General features: G+C 39.8%; 11 protein-coding genes and 2 pseudogenes. 7 read left to right on the forward strand and 6 right to left on the reverse strand.

Annotation, left to right across the window (positions count from 1 at the left end; translation table 11 throughout):
• Nucleotides 1-117 precede the first annotated feature (117 nt).
• From JEY82_RS10690 to JEY82_RS10700, 3 genes are read left to right on the forward strand one after another with little or no spacing between them, the layout of a single operon-like run.
• Nucleotides 118-1,800, forward strand: coding sequence for a glycosyltransferase (locus JEY82_RS10690; RefSeq protein WP_304085379.1), 1,683 nt, complete (start codon nucleotides 118-120; stop codon nucleotides 1,798-1,800).
• A gap of 8 nt (nucleotides 1,801-1,808) precedes the next feature.
• Complete coding sequence (locus tag JEY82_RS10695) at nucleotides 1,809-3,461, forward strand: glycosyltransferase family 2 protein (RefSeq protein ID WP_304085380.1); 1,653 nt, start codon at nucleotides 1,809-1,811, stop codon at nucleotides 3,459-3,461.
• 57 nt (nucleotides 3,462-3,518) lie between these two features.
• Nucleotides 3,519-3,746 (forward strand): YgdI/YgdR family lipoprotein, encoded by a 228-nt coding sequence (locus JEY82_RS10700; RefSeq protein ID WP_304085381.1) that lies wholly within the window; start codon nucleotides 3,519-3,521, stop codon nucleotides 3,744-3,746.
• 80 nt (nucleotides 3,747-3,826) lie between these two features.
• Here JEY82_RS10700 and JEY82_RS10705 read toward each other — a convergent pair whose 3' ends face one another.
• Together JEY82_RS10705 and JEY82_RS10710 are read right to left on the reverse strand one after the other, a co-directional pair.
• Entirely contained in the window at nucleotides 3,827-4,369 is a 543-nt protein-coding gene (locus JEY82_RS10705; protein ID WP_304085382.1) for a hypothetical protein, read from the reverse strand.
• A 142-nt stretch (nucleotides 4,370-4,511) separates the two neighbouring features.
• Nucleotides 4,512-6,698: a glutamine synthetase III gene (locus JEY82_RS10710; RefSeq protein WP_304085383.1), complete on the reverse strand. Its 2,187-nt coding sequence runs from the start codon at nucleotides 6,696-6,698 to the stop codon at nucleotides 4,512-4,514.
• A 569-nt stretch (nucleotides 6,699-7,267) separates the two neighbouring features.
• On the opposite strand from JEY82_RS10710, the gene glnH reads away from it, so the two are divergent.
• From glnH to JEY82_RS10730, 4 genes are all read left to right on the forward strand, one after another.
• Nucleotides 7,268-8,014, forward strand: a complete 747-nt coding sequence (glnH, locus tag JEY82_RS10715) for a glutamine ABC transporter substrate-binding protein GlnH (protein ID WP_304085384.1) — start codon at nucleotides 7,268-7,270, stop codon at nucleotides 8,012-8,014.
• 70 nt (nucleotides 8,015-8,084) lie between these two features.
• Entirely contained in the window at nucleotides 8,085-8,753 is a 669-nt protein-coding gene (locus tag JEY82_RS10720) for an amino acid ABC transporter permease (protein ID WP_304085385.1), read from the forward strand.
• 4 nt (nucleotides 8,754-8,757) lie between these two features.
• Entirely contained in the window at nucleotides 8,758-9,489 is a 732-nt protein-coding gene (locus tag JEY82_RS10725) for an amino acid ABC transporter ATP-binding protein (protein ID WP_304085386.1), read from the forward strand.
• Between the two features lie 145 nt (nucleotides 9,490-9,634).
• Complete coding sequence (locus JEY82_RS10730) at nucleotides 9,635-10,210, forward strand: calcium-binding protein (RefSeq protein ID WP_304085387.1); 576 nt, start codon at nucleotides 9,635-9,637, stop codon at nucleotides 10,208-10,210.
• 195 nt (nucleotides 10,211-10,405) lie between these two features.
• Here the strand turns inward: JEY82_RS10730 and JEY82_RS10735 are convergent.
• The 4 genes and pseudogenes from JEY82_RS10735 to JEY82_RS10750 all read right to left on the reverse strand — a co-directional run.
• A pseudogene (locus JEY82_RS10735) lies at nucleotides 10,406-10,591 on the reverse strand ((2Fe-2S)-binding protein); the annotation flags it as partial.
• Between the two features lie 61 nt (nucleotides 10,592-10,652).
• Nucleotides 10,653-11,650 (reverse strand): annotated as a pseudogene (locus JEY82_RS10740) (anaerobic C4-dicarboxylate transporter family protein).
• 26 nt (nucleotides 11,651-11,676) lie between these two features.
• A complete protein-coding gene (locus JEY82_RS10745) occupies nucleotides 11,677-11,919 on the reverse strand; it encodes an anaerobic C4-dicarboxylate transporter family protein (protein ID WP_304085389.1) in 243 nt (80 codons plus the stop codon).
• 81 nt (nucleotides 11,920-12,000) lie between these two features.
• Nucleotides 12,001-12,411: a bacteriohemerythrin gene (locus JEY82_RS10750; RefSeq protein WP_304085390.1), complete on the reverse strand. Its 411-nt coding sequence runs from the start codon at nucleotides 12,409-12,411 to the stop codon at nucleotides 12,001-12,003.
• Nucleotides 12,412-12,509: the final 98 nt, after the last annotated feature.

Below are 12,509 nucleotides of genomic sequence, written 5' to 3' on the forward strand. Positions count from 1 at the left end.
AATGATATCCTTAATATTGGCAAGTCTTGTTTTGGGTATTTATGAATGTTTGTTGTTATTCAAAAAATGGTGATTCAACCATTGTCACACTTAGCTGAAATGATTTAAAGAAAACGTATGACAAAACGAGCATATACTGTCGCGCCTGTTGATGATTCCGGTCAATTCGTGGATGCACGAATTTCGATCGAAGGCAAGGTATGGCATCTCTGGGGTCGCAGGGGTGCTGAGCGCGAAGAAGCTCTTGCGTCTGTTTCTGAAGAAACCGGCGTGAAGCTTCCTGTTGTTTTCGGGGCAGGATTAGGTGTTTGCATTAAGAAACTGCTTGAGCGCGGTCCCGTGGCAGTTGTTGATAGCGATCCTCAGATTGCGGAACTGACTGGTGCGGACTGTTTTCGAGAGCATCCACAGGTTTTATGGCTTGATGGAGAGCCTGCGGAAGTTTTAGGCAAGCTTATAAAATGGCAGAAAGATAATGGCGGAAGCTCGTTTGATCTTATTAAAATGCCATTATATTTGCGCCTTGATCCTGACTGGTATGTAACTATTGCTAATACTCTTGAGGCTGCGGAAAAGGCTGATACAGTTCCTGATTTCTGGGAGGAAGTAAAATATCCTAAATTTCAAAATGTGAAACCTAAAGTCCTTTTTTTTAATAGACCGTATTTTTTAACCGGTGAAATTATTTCAGCTTTGGATCGTTTAGGTATTTCTTATCGCAGTGTTGATATTGGCATGGGATATACTGTTCGCGATGGTTTTGTTGAGGATTTGTTAAAGGCGGTTGTTGAGTTTAAGCCTGATTTTGCACTCACCGTTAATCATTTCGGGGTGGACAGAGAAGGGAAGTTGACTGATCTGCTTTTAAAGTTGAAATTGCCCTTAGCTTCATGGTTTGTGGATAATCCTCATTTAGTGCTTTATCGCTACAAAAATGTATCATCTGAGCTTACCTCTATATTTACTTATGATGCGGGTAATTTGTCGGTAATGCAGGACAAGGGTTTTGATAATGTTTTTTATTTACCGCTTGCGACAGACCCTTGCAGATTTAAAGCTGGCAAACCCGGTAAAGACAGTTGGTGTTCGCAAGTTTCCTTTGTGGGTAATTCCATGGTTGATGCGGTTTCAAATTCGCTTGCAGACGCAAATTTGCCTAGAAATATTAAAGATAGATATCCACAGTTAGCGGCTGAATTCGGCAATGCTGACGATCTCTCCGTTGAAAAATATTTAGAAAAAAGACATCCTGATTTATTAGAAATTGTCGAAGAATTTAAAGCTGATGAACAAAAACTTTCTTTTGAAGCTTTGATAACATGGGAGGCGACCCGTCAATATCGTCTTTCCTGTATTGAAGCTATTCTTGATTTTAATCCATTGATCGTCGGGGACCCGGGATGGCATGTCTTACTTGATAAAAATGGTTGGCGTTATCTTCCTTCTTTGGACTATTATGCTGATCTTCCAGCTTTTTACCCTATGTCCGATGTCAGTTTTAACTGCACCAGCAGGCAGATGAAGGGAGCTGTGAATCAGCGTATTTTTGATGTTCCGGCGTGTGGCGGGTTTATCTTGACTGACTATCGCGAGCAAATGGAGAATCTTTTTGAACCTGATAGTGAGATTATTTCCTATAGTAATGTTAAAGAAATACCTCAGATAATGGAAAGATGTCTCGGTGATAAAAAAATGAGAGAGAAAGTTAGTGCTGCTGCTCGAAAAAGGATATTATCCGAACATACGTATGAGCACAGGCTACTAAGTATTTTGGATAAAATGAGGAAAACCTTCGGGTAAGGATATTTATGACAGGATCTTTTTGGGATTTTTTAGACACAGAATCTCGGTATAGGCTTTTGGTTTCCGGACATGGAAAACCACATTTGATGGATACCGCCAGCAGAATTTTAAATTCCGCTGAAAATGGTAAAGAGAACGCGTCCTTAATCGATCTCGGCGTGGATCTGCTTTTAACCGCGTGGGAATCCAGTCCGCTTGACGGACAGCTTGCAACTAATCTTCTTGCAATTAATCAGCAGCTTAATTTTTTACCGGCCCAGCTAACCGAAGCTCTTTCTTTTGTTTCATCAAATAATAGTGTGCCAGAAAATATAAGTTTTTTGCAGCGTCTTATTGCTAAAGATGACAAAGAAAAGCTTCTTGAATATTTAGGAAGTCAAACTGTTCGTGAACCTGAAAATATATTTTGGTTATCTCATTTTCTCGATTTGTCATTTTTTCTTGGACGTTATGACTTGGCGCAAGATGCTGTTTCCCGGGGCTGGCCTTCAGCAATGAAAATTATTCAAAATAAGTATTCAGGTGATGTCGCTTTTTGTACGGGCGATTATGAACTTGCCGAAAATATTTATGCCGACGTATCTGATGATACGCTTATTTTGGGTGAAAGCCTTTTGAGGCTGGCCGAAGTGCTTGAGCGCATGGGACGCAGAGAAGAGGCGATGATATTGTGGCGGGACCGGATGACAGCTCGTCCGTGGCAGGTAAATACATGGTTCAAGGTCTTTGATAAAATATTTGAAAGTACCGGAAAGAGGCTTCTCGATGGTAATGTCGCGGTCTGCCTTTACACTTATGAGAAGGCAAAGGACTTTAATGCAACGATGGAGAGTTTAGCGAATTCACTTCTTGAAAACGTACAGGTTTTTGCTCTTAATAATGGTAGTAAGGATGATACAAAACAAGTTCTAGAGCATTGGAAAGAAAAGCTCGGAGAGAGTTTAACCGTTATCAATCTACCTGTGAATATAGGGGCTCCTGCTGCACGGAACTGGCTTAAGACTTTGGATGAGATTAAAGCGTTTGAGTATGTAGCTTATCTTGATGATGACGCACTTATTCCAGAAGATTGGCAGGCTCATTTCAGCAGGGCGGTAGCTTCATATCCTGATGCCGGGGTCTGGGGGTGTAAGGTTGTTAATGACGGACAGGAAGAAGTTATTCAGCACGCTGATTTACATCTGAGAGAAACTCCCCGCGACTTTAAAGACAGTATGCGCGGATTTGAATTCTCTTATCTGGACCCGCACAATCAGGATCTGGATTATGGTCAGTTTGATTTTTGCCGGCCGTGCGTGTCGGTGACAGGGTGTTTTCATTTGTTTCGACAGTCTACTCTAAATGAAATAGGTGATTTTGATCTTAGATATTCACCGACTCAATATGATGATGTTGATCATGATTTAATGCTGGCGGTTTCGGGTAAGTCTGCTGTTTATCAAGGAAGTTTGAAGGTCTTACATAAGCGCAAGTCCGGATCAGCTATTGCTTTAAGCTCTGCAGCAAAAGGTAGCGGAGCAGGTAATATGCTCAAGCTTGAATCAAAGTATTCAACTGCGGAAGTTTCAAAAATTATAAAATACGATATTGAAAAATTGGAAAAAGACTTTACAGAAAAATCATTAAAGATTGCGTCGGTATTGCAAAGCATGGCATAAATATTTTAGTATAGTTGTTTTACACAAATTTTGAAAATTATTATGAGGAGTTTAATTGTGAAAAAAATTATTTCAATTTTGGTTGTTTGTACCGCTTTATTTGCTTTTTCAGGATGTGGTTCGACACATTACACTGTTACAAAAACTGACGGTTCTACAATTGTATCCGTTGGTGAACCAAACTATTTTGATAAGTCTAAAAGTTATGAATTAAAAGATTTAGATGGGCAGAAAGTAATTTTAAAACGCGAAGATGTTAAAGAAATTAAAGAAAATAAAGATTAATACCTGATTTATATTTGATTTATAAGTGAGAATAAAAAAGAGGAAGTTATACTGCAACTTCCTCTTTTTTATTTGAAAAATTAATCAACTGCCACGGTAAGTTTCTCAAAATATGGTCTAACTGCATCAATATCTGCTTTTGGCACCTGCATCATCGCTTTAGCTGTTTGCATCATTGAGTTCATCTGTTCTTTCATTATTTTTTTATGTTCAGGAGACATGTTTGGGTCAGCATCCATTTGGGCCATTGCTGCCTGCATTTTTTCCATTCCGGCTGATTGTTCTTGTTCCATGGCGATTGAGACAAAAGCTTTTAATACTCTACCTGATGTTTCCGGCCATGTTTGAGCGGAAAAGCCGTTGTCCTTAATAATTTTTTTAGCCTGTGCACTATACTCATATATAAGCGCGCATTCTTTTTTCATCATGTCCGGGTCAAATACGTCTGTGTTGTGGCCTCCAGCTTCCTCCATTTCTGTTTCCATTTGATCCATATAAGGTTCAAGTTTTTCCATCGTGGCTATGACTCTCTCAATTTCATTTGAAGTTAAGGGAGCGGTTGCACTTACCATTGAAGCGAATGCAAAGATAAGAGTCAAAGTCAGTATTATTTTTTTCAGCATATGATCCTCCGATTAAATTATATTTGGGTTAAGGGTAGAAATCATACATATATATATTTTTAGATTACTCCAAGGTATAAAACGTATGAAGCCCTGCTTTTTCAAGCAGGGCTTCATTTTTATGGAGGCCGGAATGGGATGTTTATTTGATGAAGAGCATTTCTGAGTAGCTTGGGAGAGACCAGAGATCATCTGCTACAACATCTTCGAGGTAATCAGCATATTTGCGGACTTCCAGCATTGCGGGCAATGCTTTGTAGCAGAGGTAATTAGCCTGTTTTCCAACTTCGGATTCAGTGTTGTTTTCCATGATCTTCTGAAGATTAACAACTGCTGCCTGCATTTTTCTCAGGTTCTCAGTTACATCTTCAAGAACGTCGGTAGTAAAAGGTACACCGATTGTTTTCATGTTAGCACATGTTGAAGCCAGCTCATTCTGGTAGCGGACAGCTCCTGGGAATATCTGAGTTTTTGCAATTTTAACAACAAGAGCGGCTTCAGTCATAATAGCCTGATTGTACTGCTCAAGGTATATTTCTTCACGGCTTTCAAGTTCTTCTTTTGTGAAGACATTGTACTTAGTGAACATTTCAATAACTTCAGGAGCAGTAATCGCAGGAATTGCTTCTGCGGATGTGGGCAGGTTAGGCAGTCCGCGTTCTTCTGTTGCTTCTTTGTGCCATTCTGCTGAGTATCCGTCTCCGTCAAAGAGGATGGAGCTATGATTATCCATAATGTCTTTGATTACTTTTTGTACAGCTGCATTAAGTTTAGATTGATCACCCTTTGTCGCATTTTCAAGCTCAGTTGCAATAAAGTCTAAGGATTCAGAGAACATAGAGTTTAATGCAACCTGTGGACCTGCAATGGATGCGTTGGAACCGACAGCTCTGAATTCAAATCGGTTTCCAGTGAAAGCAAATGGGCTTGTGCGGTTACGGTCACCTGCATCTCTAGGGAGCGTAGGCAGTGTGTCAACACCGACTTTCAGGAAACCTGAGCTTGTAGGAGTAGGAGAGTTGCCTTCCTGAATTTTCTGGAAAATCTCGGTGAGGTGTTTTCCAAGGAATATTGACATGATTGCAGGTGGAGCTTCGTTAGCACCAAGACGATGGTCGTTGCTTGCAGAAGCTACTACCGCGCGAAGAAGTTTGCTGTGACGATGTACAGCGCGAATTGCCGCAGCACAGAATATCAGGAACTGAGCATTTTTATGTGGATTTTCACCTGGATCAAAAAGGCTGCCGTGTCCTTCGCAACTTAGTGAGTAGTTAAGGTGTTTGCCGGAACCGTTAATTCCTGCAAATGGTTTTTCATGCAGCAGACAAACCATACCATGTTTTTTAGCGGTGCTTTTAAGAACGGTCATAAGCATCTGGTTGTGATCGGTTGCGAGGTTGGCATGTTCGAAGACAGGTGCAATTTCAAACTGTCCGGGAGCAACTTCATTATGACGAGTTTTAACAGGTACGCCCAGTTTGTACAGTTCGTGCTCAGCATCCATCATAAAAGAAAGGACGCGGCGGGGAATTGCTCCGAAGTAATGATCGTCCAGTTCTTGACCTTTAGCAGGTTTGGCACCGAAAAGAGTTCTTCCTGCAAGCTGGAGGTCGGGGCGGGCAAAGTAAAAGTTTCTATCTATAAGGAAGTATTCCTGCTCTGCACCGGCATTGGAGATAACACGGTTTCCGGATTTGTCTCCGAAAATTTTTAAAATGCGCTGTGCCTGTGTGTTTATAACCTGATTTGCTCTGAGCAGAGGAGTTTTCTTATCAAGAGCTTCACCTTTCCAAGATACAAACGCAGTCGGAATGCAAAGGAAGGTTCCGTTTGGGTTTTCCAGGATGTATGCGGGGCTTGTCACATCCCAAGCGGTGTAACCGCGCGCTTCAAATGTGGTGCGCAGTCCACCGTTAGGGAAGCTGGATGCGTCCGGTTCACCCTGAATGAGTAGTTTACCTTCAAATTCGGCGATAGCGCTTCCTTTTCCGTCAGGGCTGAGAAATCCGTCATGTTTTTCTGCAGTTGATCCTGTGAGTGGGTAGAAGACATGAGTATAATGAGTTGCGCCTTTCGACATAGCCCATTCTTTCATTGCGTAGGCAACGGTGTCGGCTATCGAAGGATCAATTGCTTCCCCATGCTCGATAGTTTTCTTAAGAGATTTGTATATTCCTTTAGGAAGTCTCTCTTTCATTACTTTATCGTTGAAAACATTGCAGCCGAAAAGGTCTGTCGGTTTAATATCGGCGAAGTTTAGTGTCGTTGAAGGAGGGGTATAGTTAGTTACCGCTGTGATTGCGTTCTGACGAGACTTGTTCGAACTCATTTGAAAAAGCTCCTTGATATTATTTAAAATTGGTCTCCGATTGTACGGAGTTTTGATACTTATTTGCAAAAATTTAGTTTAATCAAAGCATAGAGTATGCCTAAATGTTTATTTTGTTTAAAAACATATACTTACTTTAATATGGAGAGTTTTGGCTTAGTCTTTTTTTAACAAAAATGTATAAAATAAAAGTGGTCTAACTGTTTAAATGGACATTAATGTCATTTTTTCAAAATCTACTTAAAATTGTATGACATTAATATTACAATTTTGTTAAGCTAGTGGGGTGAGGTTTTAAGCTATAATTTGTCTACAATTTAATTCTGTATGTTATGATAGTTTCTTATAAATTGGAATGTTTAAAAAATAATTAATTTGATTCGTTTTTTAATTTTTTAATTTGATTCAGTTTTTATTCAGTTGTTCTTGAAATCTTGAAATTTTGAAATAATAGTGCTAATATTTCAAAATTACGTGTAATTTGCCTCAAATAATTGAGGCATGCGGATCAATCTTCTTTGGTAAAATATGAAGATTCTTAAAAAAACAATGCCAGTTTTGGAGGTTTTATGAAAAATTTGTTGTCACTTATTGTTGCTGCGCTGTTAACAGTATTGATGGTCGGATCAGCTTTTGCTGATAAAATAACTGTTGCCTGTGATACCAGTTTTCCTCCTTTTGAATTTAAAGATCCTGAAACGGGAAAGCATACAGGGTTTGATGTTGAGCTTTGGGACGCAATTGCAAAAAAAATCGGAGCTGATTATACATTACAGCCTATGGATTTTAATGGAATTATTCCCGGACTCCAGTCCAATCAGGTTGATGTAGGTATTGCCGGAATGACCATTAAACCTGCTCGTTCCAAAGTTGTCGATTTTTCAGATCCCTATTATAATGCCGGTCTTCTGATTCTCGTTAAAGATAGCGAAAATTCCATTAAAGACATTAAAGATCTGAAAGGAAAAATTGTTGCAACTAAACTCGGAACTACTTCCGCTGACTTCGTTAAAGCTAACAGCGGTGCTAAAGAAGTTAAACTTTTCCCCAACAGTGACGCAATGTTCATGGAACTTATGGCTGGCGGTGCTGACGCAGTAATGTTCGACTCTCCTGTTATCGGAGATTTCGCGCGTAAAGCTTCTAAAGGTCAGGTCAAAGTTGTTGGTCCTTTATATCAGGGGCAGTCTTACGGAATCGCTTTCCCTAAAGGCAGCAAGCTTGTAACAAAGGTTAATACTGCTCTGAAAGCTCTTCGCGACAGTGGTGAATACCGCACACTTTATATTAAATGGTTTGGATCCGAGCCTAAATAATATTAGTTTTTTTGTTAATTATAGGGCGACTTCATAGGTCGCCCTCATTCTTTTAAAAGATAGAGGCAGTATGGCGTTTGTATTTGAAACTTCAGTGTTCTGGGATACTTTTCCCATGCTCATGCGTGGTCTTAAACTTACTGTTGAGATCGCTGTTGGGGGATTGTTTTTCGGGTTTATACTCGGAAGTCTTGCAGGTTTAATGAAACTGGCACGGTCCCTTTTGGTAAGAAAACTTGCCGGCGTTTATGTTGAAGCGATTCGCGGAACTCCGATGCTGGTTCAAGCAATGTTTCTTTATTACGGTGTTCCGATGGCTGTAGGCATAAGAATAGCACCGATTACTGCCGGTATTATCATTATTGCTATTAATTCCGGTGCGTATATAGCTGAAATTGTGCGCGGTGCTGTGCAGTCCATTAATCCCGGACAGGTTGAGGCCGGACGTTCTATAGGTCTCACCCGTTCCCAGACAATGCTTTATGTTGTCTGGCCTCAGGCGTTGAAGCGTATGATTCCTCCCTTGGGTAATCAGTTTATCATCAGTCTGAAAGATACTTCTTTATTGATGGTTATCGGTGTCGGTGAGCTTATGAGAACAGGGCAGGAGATTACTTCCGTCAATTTCAGGGCGTTTGAAGTTTATCTGGCTGTTGCATGTGTGTACCTTGTCATGACTCTTTCAATTGCACAGGGTATGAAAATGTTGGAAAAAAAGCTTAACACCACCCGGAGATAATATTGTGATTAAAATTAAAAATTTACATAAAAATTTCGGGATGCTGCAAGTTATTAAAGGGATTAACTTACACGTTAAATCCGGCGAAGTAGTTTGCATAATCGGCCCTTCGGGATCAGGTAAATCCACAGTTTTAAGGTGTATCAATAAGCTTGAGGTTCCCAGTTCCGGTACTATTGAAGTAGACGGTTATGATATCATGGACAAGCAGACGAACATTAATAAAGTTCGTACTGAAGCCGGTATGGTTTTTCAGCAGTTTAATCTTTTTCCTCATATGACTATTTTGGAAAATGTTACTTTGGGGCCTCTTAAAGTCCGCAATATGAGCAAAGGTGATGCTAACGCATTAGGCTTAAAGCTTCTTGATAAAGTCGGTTTGAAAGAGAAGACTATTAATTTCCCAGATCAGCTTTCCGGCGGACAGAAACAGCGTGTTGCCATTGCCAGATCGCTTGCATTGCAGCCCAAGGTTATCCTTTTTGACGAACCGACATCTGCTTTAGACCCTGAGCTTGTTGGTGAAGTTCTGGACGTAATGCAGAAATTGGCCAAAGAGGGCATGACTATGATCGTGGTTACTCACGAAATGGGTTTTGCTAAAGAGGTTGCCGACAGAGTTATCTTTATTGATGAGGGAGTTATTCAAGAAGAAGGTTCTCCTCAAGAATTTTTCAGTAACCCTAAGAATCCAAGATTGAAGGATTTTTTAGGAAAAGTTGTTTCCCATCTTTAGTTTTTTACCTTTGTTTTTGTTTAAGGCGGCTTACCTTGCGGTGGCCGTCTTTTTTTTGTCCAACCTGATAAAAGCTTGACTGAGTCTTGTATATGCTCAATAAGATTAAAGTAATCCTGAACTTTAATCTTATGGAGTAATTTTTATGAAGAAATTTTTATGTTGCAGTCTTGTCGCTCTGGTTTTCATGATGTTTAGTGCAATGGCATTCGCGGCTGGTGCGCCTGAATTGCGCGGTACATGGGGTGGTGCGGTTAAGCTGATCACTAAGGATGGCGATATTAGAGAAAATAAAGCTGTTTTTGTTATCAATAAACAAGATGGAACTATGTTTTCCGGTTATAAAATCTGGCTTGCCGACAAAAATGATAATGCAGAGACAGAACCATTCTGTGGTATTATTGATGCAGATGGAACCCGTCTGTATCTTGCAGAAGGTGAAGACGGATATCTTCAAGGTGAAATAACTGGAAAACAAACGATTTCTTTGTACTATCTTGAGAGCGGTAGAAAAGCTAAAGCTATCAAGTATAATCTTGAGCGAGTTCGTTTTACCAGAGGATTTATTGATATCGATAAAGACGGAAATAAAACTATAATCCGTTCCGAAATTGTGAATGTTTATCCTCTTAATGCTGAACGCATTATGCGCGAAGCTGATGTTAATAAAGACGGAAAACTCAGTAAAACAGAATGGGAAAATTGGAAAAACGGAAAATAATTTCAGAAAAAATACATTTTATTTAGGCGCAATCGTCAAGATTGCGCCTTTTTTTGTGAAAAAAGTGAGTTTTAAATTGAATTAAAAGTGAAATTAAGAGTGAAAACTGTCGATGATAATGAAAATTTAGAGTGTTTTTAGATTTAAGTTTGATGTCTCCTTACCAAGGAGTGCATTGATTTCTACCGAACATCACCTCCCACGAGGGCTCATTTCTTTGCAACGTGCGGCGATACACGCTCCAGTTACTTCTTTTATTGCAGCCAAAGAAGTAGCTCCGTTCGAAATAGCTTCGTTAATTTGGCCTTTTGTAATGTTTGAGCAATAGCAGATAATTTCATTTTCTGGCGCGAGAAGGATGTCTTTAGTGAATATCGTCATTAATTCTCCATCATAGATATAGATAAAATCCCGAAGTTATTTTTTAACACCGGGCTTTATCTCAGTTTAAGAAAATTATCTGTGCAAGAAAATAACCGATAACTGTGGCTGTTCCAATACCTATTAAGCCTTGAAACATAAAGCTTTGATTCAATACATATTTCCCAATGTGAGTTGTTCCTGTTCGGTCAAAACTGATTGCAGCAAGATCACTCGGATAGAAGGGGGAGAAGAAGTAGGCATAGCAGGATGGCAGAACACCGATAAGAACTTCTTTCGAAATACCCAATGAGAATCCTAGCGGGAGCATAATCGTCAATACTGCGGCCTGACTTTTAACGAACATGGCTATGGCGAATGTCCAAGGATACAAATGAACCATTTCACTGATCATACCTATGAGGTAAGGCTTATTATAACTATTGATGGTGTACTCATCCATGCAATACTAAAGATTGTAATCATGGCGGTCATTCCCGCTGTGAAGACACTGCTATGAACTATTTTTTTAGGGGAAAGATTTGTCATTATGACAATGATTGCACCGACTGCCAGCATCATAAACTGGATGGCGACTGACATTTTAACGCCCTCTGGAAGCAGGTGTTTGCTAAATAGAGCAAGAATTATAACTGCTAGAATTCCAAGAAGGAAGACAGCCAGTCCTTTTTTCCCTGTTGAGGCTATCTCGGTGGAGGTAGAGTCTATGTCTTCAACTTCACGTCTAAATTCAGGGTCTTTCATCTTTATCTGAAATTCTTCGTCCTAGTCTAAATCTTTACCACGTTTAAGGCTTCATGTTGCTGCTGTGAGCATTCCAATGAAGGTTGCAGGAATGGTGACCATAAGAATATTAACCAGATTTATATCAAGGTTATTGTCAGCGGCCGTGGCTAGAACGACTGCTGCAGCGGCTGCAATAGGGCTGTCGGTTATACCCATTTATGATGCAACTGTAGAAACGGCTAAAGCTCGTTCAGGTCGGATTCCGTTTTTATAAGCAACATCGTAGATGACAGGCAGAAGGGGGTATACAGAGTGTCCGGTTCCGACCAGCACCGTAAGCGAGAAAGTACAGATATAGCCTAAGTATACAATGTATTCAGGATGTTATCGTAAAATTTATCGGCAAATTTAACAAGAAGACTAAGTCCGCCCGTAGCTTCAAGTGTTGTAGAAGCTGCGACAACAGCAAGAATGATGAGCATCACGCTGACAGGCGGATTGCCCGGTTTTACGCCGAATGCGAAAACGAGAATGGCCACTCCTCCATAGCGGATACCTATAAATATTATTACAAGCAGTAAAAGAAGATGAACCCAGAACATAACGCCTCCTTTTTATTCTATATACTGCTTATTAATAATGTATGGAGATATTTAAAGCAAGTTAAGAGCCTTTTATTGAGACTACCGAACTCCTTTATTCATTAGAAATGATCCAAATTGTTTGTCAGTAACGAGTATATGGTTTTTCAGCCAGTCTGCGAGATATTTAAAAACTTTATATGGATCCAGTGCGTTATTGTCTGCGTCCATCATGTTATCCGCAGAGGCTACATATATCATGAAGTGGTTATGCTGCTTTCTATGGTTTTCAGTTTCTGGGTAGGTATAATGTTTCATGAACATCTCTTCGGTTGAAAAATGATCCATGGCATATTGACGCATTTCTGAAATCAATTCTAAAAGCACTTTCTGTTCTTCCATCTTTTCGATTGAATCGTAAGCTTTGTTAATCATTCCTATAAGAACTTTATGTTCATTATCGATTTTTTTGATTCCAATTGAATAATTATCGTTCCAAGATAATAAGGCCATATTTAACTCCTCATGTTGTTTAAGTTAGTGATATGCCTATCCGGGGAGTAAATCAATATGCTATAAATTCTATCTTATTGGGTAGATACATCTTTTAA

This window comes from Maridesulfovibrio ferrireducens (assembly GCF_016342405.1).
GTDB lineage: Bacteria > Desulfobacterota > Desulfovibrionia > Desulfovibrionales > Desulfovibrionaceae > Maridesulfovibrio > Maridesulfovibrio ferrireducens_A.

What these genes read in the sequence shown, in the direction of transcription:
- JEY82_RS10690 (WP_304085379.1), top strand. Translation starts at nt 118, where the DNA reads ATGACAAAACGAGCATATACTGTCGCGCCTGTTGATGATTCCGGTCAA.
- JEY82_RS10695 (WP_304085380.1), top strand. Translation starts at nt 1,809, where the DNA reads ATGACAGGATCTTTTTGGGATTTTTTAGACACAGAATCTCGGTATAGG.
- JEY82_RS10705 (WP_304085382.1), bottom strand. Translation starts at nt 4,369, where the DNA reads ATGCTGAAAAAAATAATACTGACTTTGACTCTTATCTTTGCATTCGCT.
- JEY82_RS10710 (WP_304085383.1), bottom strand. Translation starts at nt 6,698, where the DNA reads ATGAGTTCGAACAAGTCTCGTCAGAACGCAATCACAGCGGTAACTAAC.
- glnH (WP_304085384.1), top strand. Translation starts at nt 7,268, where the DNA reads ATGAAAAATTTGTTGTCACTTATTGTTGCTGCGCTGTTAACAGTATTG.
- JEY82_RS10720 (WP_304085385.1), top strand. Translation starts at nt 8,085, where the DNA reads ATGGCGTTTGTATTTGAAACTTCAGTGTTCTGGGATACTTTTCCCATG.
- JEY82_RS10730 (WP_304085387.1), top strand. Translation starts at nt 9,635, where the DNA reads ATGAAGAAATTTTTATGTTGCAGTCTTGTCGCTCTGGTTTTCATGATG.
- JEY82_RS10745 (WP_304085389.1), bottom strand. Translation starts at nt 11,919, where the DNA reads ATGTTCTGGGTTCATCTTCTTTTACTGCTTGTAATAATATTTATAGGT.
- JEY82_RS10750 (WP_304085390.1), bottom strand. Translation starts at nt 12,411, where the DNA reads ATGGCCTTATTATCTTGGAACGATAATTATTCAATTGGAATCAAAAAA.